12 protein-coding genes are annotated in these 17,990 nt (G+C 60.8%); 1 reads left to right on the forward strand and 11 read right to left on the reverse strand.

Annotation, left to right across the window (positions count from 1 at the left end; translation table 11 throughout):
* Nucleotides 1-52 precede the first annotated feature (52 nt).
* The 11 genes from ACPJXG_RS27375 to ACPJXG_RS27425 all read right to left on the reverse strand — a co-directional run bounded on the left by ACPJXG_RS27375 (nucleotide 53) and on the right by ACPJXG_RS27425 (nucleotide 16,787).
* Nucleotides 53-2,410, reverse strand: a complete 2,358-nt coding sequence (locus tag ACPJXG_RS27375) for a glycoside hydrolase family 127 protein (RefSeq protein WP_176389851.1) — start codon at nucleotides 2,408-2,410, stop codon at nucleotides 53-55.
* A gap of 9 nt (nucleotides 2,411-2,419) precedes the next feature.
* Nucleotides 2,420-3,445 (reverse strand): arabinan endo-1,5-alpha-L-arabinosidase, encoded by a 1,026-nt coding sequence (locus tag ACPJXG_RS27380; RefSeq protein WP_425252879.1) that lies wholly within the window; start codon nucleotides 3,443-3,445, stop codon nucleotides 2,420-2,422.
* A gap of 65 nt (nucleotides 3,446-3,510) precedes the next feature.
* A complete protein-coding gene (locus ACPJXG_RS27385; RefSeq protein ID WP_176389849.1) occupies nucleotides 3,511-5,058 on the reverse strand; it encodes an alpha-N-arabinofuranosidase in 1,548 nt (515 codons plus the stop codon).
* Nucleotides 5,059-5,213: 155 nt separating this feature from the next.
* Nucleotides 5,214-5,981, reverse strand: coding sequence for an SDR family NAD(P)-dependent oxidoreductase (locus ACPJXG_RS27390; RefSeq protein ID WP_035823655.1), 768 nt, complete (start codon nucleotides 5,979-5,981; stop codon nucleotides 5,214-5,216).
* 43 nt (nucleotides 5,982-6,024) lie between these two features.
* Nucleotides 6,025-7,602: an aldehyde dehydrogenase (NADP(+)) gene (locus ACPJXG_RS27395; RefSeq protein WP_425252880.1), complete on the reverse strand. Its 1,578-nt coding sequence runs from the start codon at nucleotides 7,600-7,602 to the stop codon at nucleotides 6,025-6,027.
* Nucleotides 7,599-8,591, reverse strand: coding sequence for an AraD1 family protein (gene araD1 / locus ACPJXG_RS27400; RefSeq protein WP_425252881.1), 993 nt, complete (start codon nucleotides 8,589-8,591; stop codon nucleotides 7,599-7,601). Before araD1 ends, ACPJXG_RS27395 begins: the two co-directional genes overlap by 4 nt.
* A gap of 12 nt (nucleotides 8,592-8,603) precedes the next feature.
* On the reverse strand, nucleotides 8,604-10,346 hold the full coding sequence (locus ACPJXG_RS27405) for an IlvD/Edd family dehydratase (RefSeq protein ID WP_425252882.1): 1,743 nt from the start codon (nucleotides 10,344-10,346) through the stop codon (nucleotides 8,604-8,606).
* Between the two features lie 261 nt (nucleotides 10,347-10,607).
* Nucleotides 10,608-11,678 carry an aldose epimerase family protein gene (locus tag ACPJXG_RS27410; protein ID WP_425252883.1) on the reverse strand — a complete coding sequence of 357 codons (1,071 nt, stop codon included), beginning with the start codon at nucleotides 11,676-11,678 and terminating at the stop codon, nucleotides 10,608-10,610.
* A gap of 17 nt (nucleotides 11,679-11,695) precedes the next feature.
* Complete coding sequence (locus ACPJXG_RS27415; RefSeq protein ID WP_425252884.1) at nucleotides 11,696-12,643, reverse strand: family 43 glycosylhydrolase; 948 nt, start codon at nucleotides 12,641-12,643, stop codon at nucleotides 11,696-11,698.
* A gap of 24 nt (nucleotides 12,644-12,667) precedes the next feature.
* The gene (locus ACPJXG_RS27420; RefSeq protein ID WP_425252885.1) at nucleotides 12,668-14,020 is read right to left on the reverse strand and encodes an MFS transporter; all 1,353 of its coding nucleotides are present in this window, start codon (nucleotides 14,018-14,020) and stop codon (nucleotides 12,668-12,670) included.
* Between the two features lie 109 nt (nucleotides 14,021-14,129).
* On the reverse strand, nucleotides 14,130-16,787 hold the full coding sequence (locus ACPJXG_RS27425) for a TonB-dependent receptor (protein WP_425252886.1): 2,658 nt from the start codon (nucleotides 16,785-16,787) through the stop codon (nucleotides 14,130-14,132).
* 555 nt (nucleotides 16,788-17,342) lie between these two features.
* On the opposite strand from ACPJXG_RS27425, the gene ACPJXG_RS27430 reads away from it, so the two are divergent.
* Complete coding sequence (locus ACPJXG_RS27430) at nucleotides 17,343-17,984, forward strand: hypothetical protein (RefSeq protein ID WP_425252887.1); 642 nt, start codon at nucleotides 17,343-17,345, stop codon at nucleotides 17,982-17,984.
* Nucleotides 17,985-17,990: the final 6 nt, after the last annotated feature.

Raw genomic sequence — 17,990 nt, forward strand, 5'->3', positions numbered from 1 at the left:
GCTTGCGATACCGATTTGCGTATCAGTAGAACAAGCAAAGTCGCCTCTTCCCTCAGCGCAGCAGGCGCAAGCCGTACAGGCCGCCCGCCACGGAATCCTTGCCGGCGACAAATTTCACGGTCAATTTGCCCTTGGCGGCCGCTACCAACGCCGCAGGCACGGCAATATCGACCGTATGCAGCTCTTGCGGCGCATCGGCCGCCACGGCGACTGCTTCAACCTTGACCCCGTTGAGCAAGACGTCGAAGACGCGGCCCGCATCCAGGGTGGACAGGGTCAGGCGCAATATCTTCGCTTCGGCTTGCGGGTCGCTCAGTTCATAGCTGAACCAGCCTGTGGCGTGGCGCCAATGCCTGCCCTTGTTGACACCGTTTTCTCCACCTTCGGCCTGGAAGAAATGATCGGATTCCGGCTGCTGTTGTCCCGGCGCCACTTGGTCGATGGTTTGCGCATCGAGCGCCAGCCGCTGCGCTTCGGCTTGCCGTGTGGTTTCCTGCAGCTGCGCCAGCCTGGCCGGCGTGGACACGGGCCAGTACAGCATGTAGCGAGAGTCATGCAGGCGGAAGAACGGGATCAGTTTGATCTTCGCCGCATCCTTGCCCTGAATCAGCCCGGGCGCCGTGAATGTCAACGGCTGGCCCTTCACGGGTTTGATCTTGTGCATGAACTCTTTTGTGTCGCTGACGAACAGCGGTGACGATTCCAGCGGACACACTTGCCCCTGCGCGATATGGCCCATGCGCGAGTCGTCGGCAAAATAGTTCAAGGCTTCATTGGCGAACGGCTGCGTCCTGGCCGCCAGCACGATGGGGCCATGCAGCACGGCATAGTAATTCGACTGGTCCGGCATCTGTTCCAGGCGCGTCGTCATGGGTAGCGTGACATCGACGGTGTCGCCGTTCTTCCAGGCCCGCGTGATGGTCACATAGTCGCCCGGTGCGCCGTTCACGCGCAGGGCCTTGCCATTGAGTTTGACGCGCAGCTTGCCCTTGGCTACCCACTGGGGATAGCGTATCTTCATGCTGAAGGTTTTATTTCCCTGCACTTTGATGCGCGTCGTGTCCTGGTCGGGAAACTGGGTCGATTGCACAATCTTGACGCCCCGCTCTGCCCAGTCCAGGGTGGACGCCATGAACAGGTTCACGTACAGGGCGTCGCCATCATGCGCGTAGATGAACTCGCCATACTTGGCCTGGCTTTCGATGCCGGAACCCACGCAGCACCACATGCCCTTGTCCACTTGCGAATATACGCGGTAGTGGTTCGGGCGCATGGGCGTGAAATACACGAAGCCGCCCGTGCCCGGGCGCTGCGACGACAGGATATGGTTGTACAGGGCGCGCTCGTAGTAATCCGCGTAGCGCACTTGCTCGTCACGCTTGAACAGTTGCTCGGTGAGCTTGAGCATATTGTAGGTATTGCAGGTTTCCGGCCCTTCGACCTCTTCCACCATCGACGAAAAATCGTGCTCGTCGTGGAAATGCTCCTTGACACTATTGCCACCGATGGCCACCGTGCGCTTGTCGTGCACGGTTTGCCAAAAGAATTGCGCCGCCTGCTGCCAGTCGCGCCGGCCCGTCAGCGCGCCGATGCGCTCGAAACCGATCACCTTTGGAATTTGCGTATTCGCATGCAAGCCCGTCAGCTTGTCCTGTTGCTCCACCAGCGGCTGCAATACCGCCTGGTGCGAGAAGCGCACGGCCAGGTCCATGTAGCGCTGCTCACCCGTCATCGCGTAGACGTCGGCCAGCACTTCGTTCATGCCGCCGTGCTCGGCGCGCAGCATCGCTTGCATCTGTGCGTCGCTCAAGGACCCCGACAGTTTCACGGCCCAGTCCGACAAGGCGATCAGCATGGCTTTCGCTTCAAGATTGCCAGCGTAGCGATAGGCGTCGCGCAAGCCCGCAAACACCTTGTGCAGGTTGTACCACGGCACCCATTTACCGTTGACGGAGAAGGTGTCCGCCTGCAACTCTCCCTTGGCGATAGCTTGCCAGGCCGCATTGCCATCGGGGATGCCGCCCAGATAACCATTGCCATTGGCGTCCTGGCATTTCTTCAGTTCCGCCACTACATAGTTCAGGCGTTCGCGCGCCTGCGCGTCGCCCGTGGACGCCACCATCAGCGCCAGCGCGGACACATAATGCCCGCCCATGTGGCCATCGAGCCCCGTCGATTCCCAGTTGCCATAGCTGGACTGGATTTGCGGCAAGCCCGCCTCGCGGCGAAACGGCGCCAGCAATTTGTCCGGTTCGAAGGCCAGCAGATAGTGCAAGTCCGTCGTTTGCGCGTCGAGGAATGGCCCCGCTTTCAAGCGCACGGACGAGAGGGGAAACAGCTCGGCTGCCTGCAGGACAGGCGTGGCAAGGCCGCTGGCGGCCAGCGCCAGCGTCAACAAGGTCTTGTGCATGGCGCGCCCTTAGGGTTTTGCGGCCGGCAATTGGCGGCTTTGATAGCGGTTCAAGTCGCGCGCATCGACCTGCGGCCAGCCATCCTTGTCCCACGTCATCGGCAGGATCTTGAGCTTCTGCAAATAATTGTCCGCCGTCTCATACGCGTGCAGCACCAGGTAATCCTTGCCGTCAAAGCTGTAGGCGCTGTTGTGGCCCAGGCCTTGCCAATCCTTGTCGCCTTTCAGCAGCACCGTGCCGCCGCCCTGCGCCATGTCGCGGCCATCCTTGTCCAGATACGGACCCGTCACGCTCTTGGACCGTCCCACGGCCAGGTGATAGGTGCTTTTTTCCTTCTGGCAGCACAAGCCCCAGGAAACGAAGAGGAAGTAATCGTTGCCGCGCTGGAAGATGAACGGCGCCTCGATTTCCTCGGGCGCGGGCTTGAATTTGCCCGCCCTTGGCGGCAGCGGTACGCGGCGGGCCAGCGAGTGCCATTCTTGCGGTTCCGCAATAGTTTTCCAGTCCGCATTGAGTTTCACCAGCTTGATGCCATTCCAGAACGAGCCGAACGACATCCATGGCGTACCCTGGGCATCGGTGATGATGTTCGAGTCGATGGCGTTCCACTCGTCGCGCTCGGGCACCGATTGCAGCAGCATGCCCTGGTCGACCCAGCGGTAGTCGGGCGCGCGGGGATTCAAGGTCGTGTTGACGGTCACGCCGATGCCGGAGGTGTTCTTGCCGAAGCCGGACACCGAGTAATACAGATAATATTTTCCGTCGTGAAATTGCACGTCGGGCGCCCAGATATGGTCGTCAAAGCTGGGGGCAGCTGTTTTTGCCCAGGTCGGCTGGCCCGCGAAGACGCGCCCTTCCGGCTGCCAGTCGAGCATGTTTTTCGAACTGTAAAAGGTGATGCCGGGACCCGTGCTGTACAAATAATACGTGTCGCCTTCCTTGGCCATCACGGGGTCGTGCACGCTGACCTGGGCCGCCTGGACGGAGCTGAAGGCAAGCATGGCCACCAAGGCCATCGTTATCGAAAATCGCATCGTGTTCTCCACATGACCAGCCGGCCCGTCATGCGGGCCGGCTGGATACATCAACATCGGCAGGTTTATTCGACGGCCACCACCACGACAGCCTTGGCAGGCACCGACACGGTCAGCTTGCCGCCTTGCGCCTTGGCATTGAACGCCACCGGCTGCACGGCTTGCGGTTGCGCAAAGCTGTTGACAGCATCCATCTTGCCTGCGGTCAACACGCGGCCCGTCACGCTGGCCACCTGCTTGCCGGCCAGCGCCACGCTCACGTCGACGGCCTTGTGCGGGTTCGTGTTGACCAGCGACAGATACACCTTGCCATCCTTGGCGCGCGCGGCCGAGGCGCTCACTTCAGGAATGCTGACCTTGCCCAGGCTGTATTTTCCATTACCCTGGATGGCGACCGGCAGCGAGGTGGCGTCCTGGAAGGGCACATACATTTCAAACGCGTGATACGTGGGCGTGAGGAAATATTTGTCCTTGTCCGTGATGATCATCGCCTGCAGCACGTTGACCATTTGCGCGATATTCGTCATGCGCACGCGGTCCGCGTGGGCGTGGAAAATATTGAAGTTCAGGGCGGCGACGAGCGCATCGCGCAAGCTGTTTTGCTGGAACAAAAAGCCCGTGTTGGTGCCCGGCTCGACGTCGTACCAGGTGCCCCATTCATCGACGTACAAGCCCGTCTTTTTCGAGGGGTCGTTCTTGTCGATGGCGGCGATATTGTTCTTGATCAAGCTATCGATGCGCAAGGTGCGGCTCAGTGTCGAGATCCATTCATTTTCGCCAAAACCCGTGGCGGCGCCCTTCTTTTCCCACACGCCGGTCGGCACCGTGTAGTAGTGGAAACTGATGGCGTCCATCATGTTCGGCTTGATTTCGCGGCTCAGGGTGCTGGACCAGCTGATGTCGTCGTCATTGCCGCCGCTGGCGATGAATTTCGGGCGCGCGCTTTCCGGCGTTTTCATGAAGGTGTGATAGTGCTTGTACAGGTCGGCATAGTACTGCGGGCGCATATTGCCGCCGCAACCCCAGGCTTCATTGCCGATGCCAAAGTAATCGACTTTATACGGCTGGGCGCGGCCATTCTTGCGGCGCAGTTCGGCCAAGGTCGATTTGCTGTCCGAGGTCATGTATTCGAGCCATTCGGACATTTCCTGCGGCGTGCCGGAGCCCAGATTGCCGTTGATGTAGGTCTGCGCGCCCAGCAGCTCGGCCAGGTCGAAGAATTCGTGCGTGCCGACGGCGTTCGATTCTTCCACGCCGCCCCAGTTGGTATTGACCTTGGTCGGACGCTGGGCGCGCGCGCCGATGCCGTCCTTCCAGTGGTATTCATCGGCAAAACAGCCGCCCGGCCAGCGCACCAGGGGCACGTGCAACTGTTTCAGCGCGCCCAGCACGTCATTGCGCCAGCCCTTGGTGTTCGGAATGGAAGACTCCGGCCCCACCCACATGCCTTCATAGATACCGGTACCCAGATGCTCGGCGAACTGGCCGTACACGTTCTTGTTGATCACGGCACCGGGCTTGGCCACGTCGATGGTGACACTGACGGGCGCGGCAAAGGCGCTGCCGGCCATGGCCAGGCTGAGGGCCACGATGCTGGTATGGATGAATTTCATGCTGTCTCCTGTTTTTTAGTGAAAAGCAAGGGCCGGGATCAACCCGGCGATGTAATGGCGAGGCCTCTCCTGCCGCGGGGTTGGGGCGGCAAGAGGGTATTTCTAGATCGGAGGTGCCGGTCAGTCCCGGCGCGGATTGAACGATGCGCTAAGGCTTAGATCCAGCCGGCATCCACAATGAATTCCTGGGAGGAACACATAGCACCATCGTCCGAGGCAAGGAACAGCACCATGGCGGCGATGTCCTGTGGCATCAGCTTGCTTGGCAAGCATTGGCTTTTCTTGATTTCCACTTCGGCCGCGTCGTCGACCCACAGGTCGATCTGGCGCTGCGTCATGACCCAGCCCGGTGTGACGGTGTTGACGCGGATATTGTGGGCGCCATAATCGCGCGCCAGGCCCCGCGTGAGGCCCACGACGGCCGCCTTGGTGGTCGCATACACAGGGTAGCCGCCCGACTTCATGTGCCAGGAAATCGAGCTGACGTTGATGATGGAACCGCCACCCTTGCGCTTCATGCCCTCGAAAACGGCCTGGCAGGTGAAGAACATGGGACGTTGATTGATCGCAATGCGCTCATTCCAGTATTCCAGCGTGACGTCCTGCGCCTGGTGGCGCTGGTCGTTGGCGGCATTGTTGACGAGGATATCGAAGTCGCCCAGCTTGTCGGCCAGTTCGGCCATGACGGCTTGCAAGGAGGGAATATCCGTGATGTCGCAATGGCGGAACAATGGCGCCGTCAGGCCCGCTTCAGCCAGGCGGCGGCACAGGGCCTCGCTCGCTTCTACGGCGATATCGACAAACGCCACCAGCGCGCCCTGGGCGGCAAACTCCGCCACCAAAGATTCGCCGATGCCGCTGCCGCCACCCGTGATGAACACGCGCTTGCCCTGCAAGCTGCCATATTTCGCCAATTGCTTCATCTTGTCTCCACCTGTTTATTTTTATTTTTTGATTAAATTACAATTAAACTTTACCGAGCACGCCATCGTGACGGCGCCAAATCCCCAGCGGATTATCGTCGCGCAGCGACTCTGGCAGCAAGTCTTGCGGCAGGTTCTGGTAGGACACAGGACGCAGGAAGCGGTTGATGGCCGCCGTGCCGACCGAGGTGCTGCGGCCGTCCGACGTGGCCGGGAACGGGCCGCCGTGCACCATGGCCGTCGACACTTCCACGCCCGTCGGGAAACCGTTGGCCAGGATGCGGCCCACGCGGCGTTCCAGCACGGGCAGCAGGCGGCGCGCATCTTCCACGTCACCGGCATCCATCTGCAGGGTGGCCGTCAGCTGGCCTTCCAGGCTTTCCGTGATCGCCAGCAATTGCTCGATGTCGCGGCAAGCGACCAGCAGCGAGGCCGGGCCGAAGACTTCATCGCGCAGATCGTGCTTGGCCAGGAAAGCCTCGCCCGAGGTGACGAACAGGGCGGCGGCGCCCTTGCCTTCATCGCCCGTATTTTGCACCAGCGGCGTCACATCGGCGTGCTGCGCCAGGGCGGCAACGCCCTTGGCATAGCTGCTGGCGATACCAGCCGTCAACATGGTAGCGGCCGGCGCAGGTGCCAGCGCTTCGGCGGCAGCGGCGGCAAAGGCCGTAAAGTCAGCGCCTTCCAGGCCCAGCACGAGGCCGGGATTGGTGCAGAACTGGCCCACGCCCATCGTCAGCGAGGCGGCAAAACCGCTGGCGATCGCCGCGCCACGGGCGGCCAGCGCTTGCGGCAGCACGAACACAGGGTTGATGCTGCTCATTTCCGCATACACGGGAATTGGCTGTGGACGTTCCGCCGCCACCTTCATCAGGGCGATGCCGCCCGAACGCGAACCCGTAAAACCGACGGCCTGGATGGCCGGATGGGCGACCAGGGCCTGGCCGATGCCATTGCCCGTGCCCGTCAGCAAGGCGAACACGCCGGCCGGCAGCTTGCAGATGGCAATCGCTTTGACGATGGCGCGCGCCACCAGCTCCGACGTGCCCGGATGGGCCGAATGGGCTTTCAGCACGACAGGGCAGCCGGCCGCCAGGGCCGAGGCCGTATCGCCGCCCGCCACCGAGAAGGCCAGCGGGAAGTTACTGGCCGCAAACACGGCGACGGGGCCGAGGCCGATCATGCGCAAACGCAAGTCAGGACGCGGTGGCGTACGTTCCGGCAAAGCCGAATCGATGCGCGCATCCGTCCACGATCCTTCGCGCAGCAAGCCGGCGAACAGTTTCAATTGACCCACCGTGCGGCCACGTTCGCCTTCCAGGCGCGCGCGCGGCAAACCGCTTTCCGTCATGGCGCGCACGATCAGCTCGTCGCCCAGTTCGCCGATTTGCGCGGCGATGGTGTCCAGAAAATCGGCGCGCTGCGCATCCGTGGTGGCGCGAAACGGGTCGAACGCGGCTTGCGCCAAGCGGCAGGCTGCGTCGATTTGCGCTACGTCAACCATGTGGAAGGCAGGCGCGATGTGTGCGCGCGCGGCCGGGTCCCAGGCTTCGAAGGAGCCGCCATTGCCCTTGACGGCGACGCCGCCGATCAATGCATCACCGGTGATATTGAAACTCATAATGTGCTCACTTTCGCAAATTCGGTTGGGAAGACGTCAAGGCGGTTGCGCAAGGCAGGGCCAAAGGCCGGCGCTTCGATTTCAAAGGTTTCACCCGGCGCCACGCTCACGCCATCGGCAAAGCTTAACGTGGCCGTGCCGAAGAAATGCACGTGCACGTCGCCAGGGCGCTTGAACAGCGGATACTTGAAGTGATGGTGTTCCAGGTTGGCAATCGTGTGCGACATATTCTCTTCGCCGCTGACAAATGCCTTTTCCCAGCGCACATTGCCAGCCGCGTCCAGCACGCGCGAGGCGCCGGCTATATGCGCGGGCAATTCGCCCACCAGCAGGGCCGGTCCCACGCTGCAGGCGCGCAGTTTCGAGTGGGCCAGGTACAGATAGTTCTGGCGCTCCGTGATGTGGTCCGAGAATTCATTGCCGATGGCGTAACCGACCCGGTAGGGCTGGCCGTCGTCGCCGATCACGTACAGGCCGGCGATTTCCGGCTCTTCGCCGCCATCGAGGGCAAAGTCCGGCATGCGCAGCGGCTGGCCGCCGGCGCGCACGATGGAGCCGTCGCCTTTATAGAACCATTCTGGCTGGGCGCCAGCCGTGCCGTCAGCCGGCTTGCCGCCTTCCACGCCGAGGCGGAACATTTTCATGGAGTCGCTCAGCGACTCCGCATCGCCGCCGATCTTCTTGTGCATGGCGTCGCGCGCGCCGGCGCTGCCCAAATGGGTCAGGCCCGTGCCCGTCACGTAGCAGTGCGCTTCGTCGGCGTGGTCGAGCGGCGGCAGCACGCGGCCGGCAGCGGCCACGTCGGCATAGGAATGCGTGGCGTTGCCGACGGTGGCGTTGACCAGGTCCGCCAGGCTCACTCTTTTGCGGATGGCGTCTTGCGCCAGCGCATACGTCGTGTTGTAACCTTCGATGACGCGGATGACGTCGTCTTGCAGCAGGCCGACGAGGCGGCCGCCGTGTTCATTTGTAAATTGCAGCAACAGCATGGGATTCTCCGCTTAATGTGAGTGGCGCGGCACGGCGGAACCGCGATTGCCGACCAGGAAGTCGAAATCGCAGCCTTCGTCGGCCTGCAACACGTGTTCGATGTACAGCTGCTGGTAGCCGCTCTTCGGTCCGGGCGCGCTGCCCAGTTCGCGCTTCGCCAGACGCTCGGCGATTTCCGCATCGCTGATGTCGATGTTCAGGCTGCCGTTGTGACAATCGAGAGCGATCATGTCGCCATCCTTGACGATGCCCAGCGGGCCACCGGCCATCGCTTCCGGCGCCACGTGCAAGACGACCGTGCCGTAGGCCGTGCCGCTCATGCGCGCATCCGAGATGCGCACCATGTCGGTGATGCCTTGCGCCAGCAATTTCGGCGGCAAGCCCATGTTGCCCACTTCGGCCATGCCGGGATAGCCTTTCGGGCCGCAATTTTTCATGACCAGCACGGAGTTCGCGTCAACATCCAGATCCGGATCAACGATACGCGCCTTGTAATGTTCAAAGTCTTCAAAGACGACAGCCTTGCCGCGGTGCTGCATCAGGTGCGGCGAGGCGGCCGACGGTTTCAGCACGGCGCCGCGTGGCGCCAGGTTGCCGCGCAGCACACAGATACCGCCATCGGCCAGCAATGGGTTGTCCAAGGTGCGCACCACCTCGTCGTTGTAGATCGGCGCTTCGACGCAGTTGTCCCACAACGACTTGCCGTTGACGGTCAGCGCATTCTTGTGCGGCAGCAGATCGCCCTCGCCCAGGCGGCGTATCACGGCCGGCAAGCCGCCCGCATAATAGAACTCTTCCATCAGGAAACGGCCCGACGGCAGCAAGTCGACGATGGTCGGCGTGCCGCGGCCTACCTTGGTCCAGTCTTCCAGCTCCAGCGGCACGCCGATGCGGCCGGCAATCGCCTTCAGGTGGATCACGGCATTGGTCGAGCCGCCGATGGCGGCGTTGACCTTGATGGCGTTTTCAAACGCTTCACGCGTCAGCACTTTCGACAGGCGCAGGTCTTCATGCACCATTTCGACGATGCGGATGCCCGACATATGGGCCAGCACGTAGCGGCGCGAATCGACGGCGGGGATGGCGGCGTTGTGCGGCAGGGACGTGCCCAGCGCTTCCGCCATGCTGGCCATCGTCGAAGCCGTGCCCATGGTGTTACAGGTACCAGCCGAGCGCGACATGCCCGATTCGGCCGACATGAACTGGTGCAGGGTGATCGATCCGGCCTTCATCTGCTCGTGCAACTGCCATACGGCCGTGCCGGAACCGATGTCCTTGCCGTTCAGCTTGCCGTTCAGCATGGGACCGCCGCTGACGACGATGGTCGGGATATCGACGCTGGCAGCGCCCATCAGCAGCGCTGGCGTGGTCTTGTCGCAGCCGACCAGCAGCACGACGGCGTCCATCGGATTGCCGCGGATCGATTCTTCCACGTCCATCGAGGCCAGGTTGCGCGTCAGCATGGCTGTCGGGCGCAAATTCGATTCGCCATTCGAGAAGACAGGGAATTCCACTGGGAAACCGCCCGCCTCCAGAATGCCGCGCTTGACGTGCTCGGCCAGTTGGCGGAAATGCGCGTTGCAGGGGGTCAGTTCGGACCAGGTATTGCAGATGCCGATGATGGGCTTGCCATGAAATTCGTGGTCAGGTATGCCCTGGTTTTTCATCCAGCTGCGGTACATGAAGCCATTCTTGTCCTGCGAGCCGAACCACTCGGCCGAGCGCAGGGCTACCTTCTTTTTTGTCTCAGACATGCCATTCTCCTGGTTGTGCCATGCCGGATCTAAGGTCGTCGGCCCGGGCAGCGATGTTGGAATACTAAAGAATCCTGCCATGCCTTTCCAATCAATTTTTAATGCGTTCCGATATCGAAAACGATATCAGCAGGTCCCAATGAAAACGCCCTGCGGGCGCGTGGCGGCAGGGCGTGGAAGGTTTTCAGTCCGCGTTACCCCAGCAAAGGCCGGGGTCGTACCCTAAGGGTACGACCCCAGATTTCGTTTGGGGTTAAACGATTATTCTGCGGAAAACCGATATACCGTTTCCGTCTGATACACCTGACCCGGGCGCAAAATGGTGCTGGGGAAGTGGGACTGGTTCGGCGAATCCGGGAAATGCTGGGTTTCCAGGCATAGCGCGCTGCGATAACTGTTGGCGCGCTGCTTGCCGGGCTGGCTGCCGTCGAGGAAATTACCCGAATAAAACTGGACACCGGGCTCCTGCGTGTACACCTGCATCACCCTGCCCGATTGCGGATCGCGCACGGTGGCGGCCAAGTTCAGCCCGTGATCTGCCTGTTTATTGAGCACAAAGTTATGGTCGTAGCCGCGGCCGATGCGCAGCTGCTCATGCGGCAGGGCGATGCTGTCGCCGATAATGGTGCTCTGGCGCAAGTCAAACGGCGTGCCGGACACGTCCGCCAGTTCGCCCGTGGGTATCGACCCCGCGTCCACGGGCAGGTAGCGGTCCGCGTTGATGGACAGCGCATGGCCGAGGATATCGCCCTGCCCCGCCAGATTGAAATAGCTGTGGTTGGTCAGGTTGATCGGTGTGGCCTGGTCCGTCACGGCGCGGTAGCGCAGGCTCAGCGCATTGTCGTTGTCCAGTTCGTATACGACGGTGACGTCGAGCTTGCCCGGATAACCGTCTTCGCCGTACGGGCTGCTGCGCGTGAATGTGACGCCGACGGCATCGTCCCGGGTGAACGGCTCGGCCTGCCACATGACCTGGTGAAAGCCCTGGTTGCCACCATGCAAGTGATTGGGCGCATTATTGACGGCCAGCTGGTAATCCTTGCCATCCAGACTGAAACGTCCCTCGGCAATGCGGTTACCGAAACGGCCGATGACGGCGCCCAGGAAAGCGCCGTTGGCCAGATACGGCTCAATGCGCTCGAAACCGAGCACCACGTCGGCAAAGTTGCCGTCGCGGTCAGGCACGTGGATTTCGCTGATGATGGCGCCAAAGTCGAGCACTCTGACTTGCATGCCCTGGCGGTTCGTCAGGGTAAATACGCTGACGGGCTGGCCATCGGGCAGGATGCCGAACGGCGCTTGCGTCACTGAAACAGAATCAACTGGGGTCATGGCGTCGGATCCAGGGTTTACAGGGTCGATGAACGGCCAAACACGGGCATGCCTTGCGCATCCCAGCGCAGCGGTTTGACAAACGTGTGGCGGTCCGGGTTCCACAAAGGGTCGCCGACGATTTCCGTGTAGGTGCGGGCATGGTACACCAGCAATACATCGTCGCCGTCGCCGGCCGTCGTAAAACTGTTGTGGCCGGGGCCGTAGATGCCGTGCTCGTAGCAGGTGGCAAATACGGGCTCGGGCGACTTCGTCCACGCCGCTGGATCGAGCAAGTCGGCGGACTCGGCGGCCCACAGCAAGCCCATCGCATAGTTTTCATCGGTGGCGCTGGCCGAGTAGCTGATGAAGATCTTGCCATTGCGTTTCAACACGGATGGCCCTTCGTTGACCCAGAAGCCGCGGATTTCCCAGTCGAATTCCGGTTTACTCAGCATCACGGGCGGGCCGGCCAGCTGCCACGGCGTGGCCATCGGCGCGATGTACAGGTTCGAGTTGCCCTCGATGGCGACATCTTTCTGCGCCCACAGGTAGTACAGCACGCCATCGTGCTCGAACGTGGTGGCGTCCAGGCAAAAGGTGTCGATGCCTGTATCGATCTGCCCCATGAATTCCCATTCACCTTCGAGCGGATTGGCGTTGGTATTGCGGATCGCATACATGCGGTGCTGGAACAGTTTATGTTTGATCTCGCGGCTCGGCGCGGCGGCGAAATACACATACCAGGCACCCTGGTTGAAGTGCAGCTCGGGCGCCCACACCAGTTCGCTGTACGGCCCCGTTTCCGGCTTGTGCCACACGTCGACCGTTTGCGCGCCGGCCAGGCCGGCGATGCTGTCGGCGCGGCGCAGTTCGATGCGGTCGTACTGGGGCACGGAGGCCGTAAAGTAATAGTAACCGTCGCTGTGACGGTAGATATGCGGGTCGGCGCGCTGTTCGATCAGCGGTTTCAAGATGTCAGCCATATTGCTTGCTCCATTCAATTATTCTTAGGCGGCCACGTAGCCGCGCTTGTGCATTTCCGACTTCACGCCGCTGTAGTACGTATCGCTGATGCGGTATTTGAACATCAGCAAGCCCATCAGCAAGTGGAAGAAGCCGGGGATGACCGACAGCATCAGGGCGATGCCGTTCAGGGCGAATTGCGTTTGCTCATGGTTGGGCTGGTAGTCGAAATACGACAGCAGCATGCCGACCAAAAAGCCGGCCACCGCCATGCCGGCCTTCTGGCACACGGAGATGCCGCCAAAGGCGAAGCCCGAGACGCGCTTGCCCGTTTTCACTTGGCCATAGTCGATGGTCTCGGCGATGGCCGACCAGAACACGGGCGCATGCAAGTCGACCACAAAGGACAGCAGGAAATACAGGGCGAAGGCCAGCACGGTGTCGCTCGGTGTGACGAAGAAATAGATCGCCAGGCTGATCAGCGCGACGCCGATCTGCGTGTAGCGGAACAATTTTACCTTGCAATAAAACTTGGTGATCCAGGTCGAGGCGATCATGGCCAGGATGGCGGCCACCACGCCCGTGGTCAGAAAAGCGGCCACCGTTTCCGTGCTGCCACCCAGATAGTATTTCGCATAATAAATGGCGACGGAGCCGCGCACCACGTAGCCCACCGTGCCCGTGACGCACACGCCGCACAGCACCAGCCACTGGTCGTTTTGCAGCAGCACCTTCAATTGCGCCAGCAGCGATTGCTTCTCCACCACATGCACGACGCGCTCGGTGGTGGTGAAATAGCAGAACAGGAACAGGGCCACGCCCATCACCGCCATCACGGCCATGGCGGCCTGGTAGCCGACGGCCGGGTTGCCGCCGCCCCAGCGCTGCGACAGGATCGGCACGACGATGGTCACCATGAAGGCGCCGATCTTGGCGAAGAACAAGCGGTAGCCATTGGCCGACAGGCGCTCATGCGGGTCGCTGGTCAGGCCGCTGATCAGCGAGATATAGGGAATGCCCACGCCGGCCGTCATGATGGTCATCAGGATATACGTGGAATATGCCCAGATCAGCTTGGCGTCATAGTGCCACTCGGGCGTGGTGAAGACGAAAAACACGCTGATGCCGAAGGGCACGGCCAGCCACAGCAGGTATGGGCGGTAGCGGCCCGAGGCGAAGCTGTAGCGGTCGGTGATCTGGCCCATGACCAGGTCGGCAATGGCGCCGATGACTTTCACGGCCACGAACAGCAGGGCCAGGTCGGTGGTTTTCAAGCCATAGATATCGGTATAGAAAAAGGTGATGATCAACATCATCGACGAGATGACGACATTGAGCGCCATGTCGCCGGCGCCGAAGCCGACCTTTTCAACGGTGGATAATTTTTGCGTCTCCATGCTTTCCGTCCATTCTTTTTATGATGAATCGTGCGTGACTGCCCAACTGACACGGGCGTTGCCGGCCGAAACCATGGCAACGCCCTTGATTTTTTACGATGCGATCAAGCTACATCTTCCAGCGCAGCGATACGCCAACTGTCCGGTCATAGCGGCGCGTATCGCGCGCATACACGCCCGGCTCGTTCCAGTAATCCTTGAACTTGGTGTCGAGCAAGTTATTCCCGTCGAGGGTCACGGTGAACTGCTCGTTGATCTTGTACGACAGCGAACCGTCGAGCTGGGCCGTGGCCGCCACTTTCAAGTCCAGGCCGGGGCCGCCCTGGTTGTAGCTGTCGATGAATTTCGAGCGCCAGTTGTAGGCCAGGCGGCCCGACCAGGCATCTTTTTCGTACAGCACGACCAGGTTGTAGGCATAGCGCGACACGCCCGTGATGGCATGGCTTCCCGTCTCGTCGTTGGTCTTGCCGCTCATGTAGGTGCCGTTCGCTTGCAAGCCCAGGCCGCTCAACAGGCCAGGCAAGCCGTCATAAAACTGCTGGTAGCCAATTTCCAGGCCTTGCAGCTTGCCGGCGGCCGTGTTGTACGGGCGATCCACATCATAGGTCTTGCCGGCGATGGTTTCGCTGGAAATGCGTTGCTGGATGTAGCCGTCGAATTTGTGGTGGAACACGGTGGCCGTCACGGAACCGGCTGGCGCGAAATACCATTCCAGCGCCGCGTCAACATTGTCGCCCGTTACCGGTTTCAAGTTCGGATTGCCGCCCGCGCCCGTCGCCTTCACCGTTTCCGTCGAGTTGACCAGAGCCACGCCAGGGTTCAGCTGGGAAAAGCCTGGACGGCTGATGGTGCGGCCGGCAGCGAAGCGGCCGACCAGGTCCGAACGCAGCTTGATTTTCAGAGCCGCGCTCGGCAGCACGTCGGTGCTGGCCGTGTCGCTGATGACGGGCGTGTACACGCCATCTTGCGAACTGTTGCCTTGCAGGCTTTGCTCGGTACGCACGACGCGCACGCCCAGGGTGCCGTCGACGGGGTAGGCGCCCAGCTTGAAGGCGACCTTTGCCTTGGTATAGATGGAATACGTCTTTTCCGTGTCCTTGAAGAAGGAGCCCGGATCCATGGCGCGCGCGGTACTGCTGCCCGTGACGGCTTCGCGGATGGTGCCCGTGTTATTGAGCAGGAAGCTGGCGCACGGCGTGTACCACTGCTTCAAGCCATAGTCGGGGCCGCCGCTGGACATCGGTTCCGACAGACAATTGAGGCCCGGAATCGACGTGACGCTCTGACGGCTGAACGGAAACGCGGCGCCGGACACGTCCGGTGCTTCCGCATTGCCCTCGAAACTCTTGATCGATTCGGCTTCGCGCTTCACGCCGCGCAAGCCGACGCTGATTTCCTTGAAGATGCCGCCGGCACTCGGCGTGTACGCCAGGTCGGCGCGCACATCGTTCGAGCTGCCCTGATCCCGGCCGTAGCGGTCGAAAAAGCCCTTCAGATAGTAATTCGACGGGTCTTGCAAATCGATGCCCGTGTAGTCGACATGCAAGGTGCCGTTCTGATTGGTATTGATGCGGGCATTCGGCACGACCGTAATCGCGTCGAGAATCGGGTTGCGCCAGGCATAGGTGCTTTTGGTGCTGGCCACTTCCGACGTGAAACGCCATTCCGGGTTGATATCCCATAAGCCACCCACGGCAAACTGATGCGTCTTCGTCTGGTTCCTGTTCGCCTGCGTCGACATGATGGTGTTAACGTTGGTGGACGTGAGCGTTTGCAGCTGGTCGGTGCCGGGAATTTTTGTCGCCGACACGGGCGTGCCCCACCATGGCAAGCCGACAAAGTAATCGGACTCGGCATCGAGCAGGAAGCGCGTGGCCATGCCTTCCGCATACAGTTCGACGTCGGCGCTCGGGCGCCATTGCAGCACGGCATTGGCGGTCGTGCGGCGGCGGTCGCCCTTGATCGGCAGCAAGCCCACCTGGTCCGGCCCCGTCAAGCCAGGCAACAGGAAACTTTTATCCACGGGCGCCGTATTGAACGCGCGTTCTTCATGGTAGCGGTGCTGCTGCTGCGACAAGCCCAGCAGCGCGCCCACTTCGCCAATACCCGTCTTCCAGCGGTTCGACAGCATGCCGCTGATGTTCGGGTCGGTAGCCTTGGATTTGTCGCTGTAGACGGCGCGCGTATTCACGCTGGCGGTAAACTCCTTGAAATCGAAGGGGCGATTCGTGCGCACGTCGATGATGCCGGCCACGCCCCCTTCGACCTGGTCCGCGCCCTGCGATTTGTACACGTCCACGCGCTGCAGCATGGTGGCGGGAATGTCGGCCAGGTTGACGTAGCGGCCCGTGGTGGTGAACAGTTCGCGGCCATTGAGCAGGGTCGTGACATCGCGCAAGCCGCGGATCATGACGGCGCTGGCCTCGCCCGAATCGCGGCGGATCTGGATGCCGGAAATGCGCGCCAGCGTCTCGGCCACGTTGTTATCGGGGAATTTGCCGATATCATCGGCAACGATGGAATCGATGACCTGGTCCGAACGCATCTTGATCTGCTGCGAATTCTGCGCCGAGCGGCGCACGCCGCTGACGGTCACGACCGACACTTCCGCCGCCGGCTCGGCACTGGCATCGGCCGCCACCGCCTCTTGCGCCCAGACCGATGCCGTGCTCAGCAAGCCAATACCGGCCAGTGCCGCAACGGCTGCCTTCAAGGTGAATGGACGAGGGGAAGTGGCCGCGAGCGGGCCGGTGGCGTTGCGCATCATGAATCTCCAGATATTGTATTGATATTTTTTGTATCGCTTGCATGTCGTTCGCATGCTCGGCGTTTATCTTAGGGGCTGGGCGATAATCTCTCCAATCAATTTTTCCACTGTTTCGATATCAATATTGATATCAGCGACTGAGAGACTTTGGAGGTTGTAAACAGACAACGGCAGGGGCGTCAGGGACGTTCCCCAGAAGTGACTGCATAAAAAAGTGGCAGCGTTGGCGTGCAACATGAAAAACGGGGCAGGCCAGCGCGCAAGGCGCTGACTGGATGACATTAACGGATGGGATGTTGACTAAAGGCCAGCATCCGGCCTTCTCGGAGGCGGCAGCGCAGGTTTTGCTGGGATTGTTGAAACGGAGGGGAGATGCCGACAGCGTGCAAGGCAATGCGGCGCCCGGGATTTCTTGACACGGCAATTTCAATCAAATGGGGAAAAGTGGCACATGCGCAAGTCAATACCGGCGTACTCTCCGTATTGCCAATTTGACATGTCAATTACCAACCGTTACACTAGGTTTGCTCCCTCACCTCTCTCCCGAAAGAATCTATGCATTCTGATTCATCACCAGCAGGCCAGCGAACTACTATCGTATTGTGGGGCGTCTTGGCTGTGCTAACCATCGCTTCAATCATTCTTGCAGCCCTGTACTACCAAGCAACTCGCGACCTTGAAGCGCAGAAAATCACCGTTGCTGCTTTGCAGTTGGAGATTGCGAAGGAAGTCGCACGTTCGGCGGAACTGAAGTCAGACCTCAATTCCTCCCGTACCGATGCCCAGACCTTAGCTGCGAAGTCAGCTCAGCTGTCGTCGGAAGTGAATAGTAAGGAACAGGCTCTTGCAGTGGAAAGGGATAATGTCGAAGCGGAGAAATCTAAGGCCGAGTCTGCGCAAATGGCGCTCGACCAAGAAAAATCGCGCCTCCCCGTCCTTCCAGTGCGTATCGAAATGCGACGTTCCGCGATAGGCCGTGGACTTGTCGCCATATTCACGAACACGTCAGCCTTGCAACTGTCGGTTGTGATGGAAACACTTAATCCAACGACAAAAGCCGCCTCCAGGAAGTCAATGCAGATAGCCCCAGGAACAAAGTTAGAAATTGGCTACCTTGAAGGCATCCAATTTGCATCTGGCGATGAAATCCGGATGCACACTGCGGGATTTGAGGAAACACATTACACCGTGCCATAAACATTG

Origin of the sequence: Janthinobacterium sp. NFX145, assembly GCF_049810325.1 — a bacterium.
Lineage (GTDB): Bacteria > Pseudomonadota > Gammaproteobacteria > Burkholderiales > Burkholderiaceae_D > Janthinobacterium > Janthinobacterium rivuli.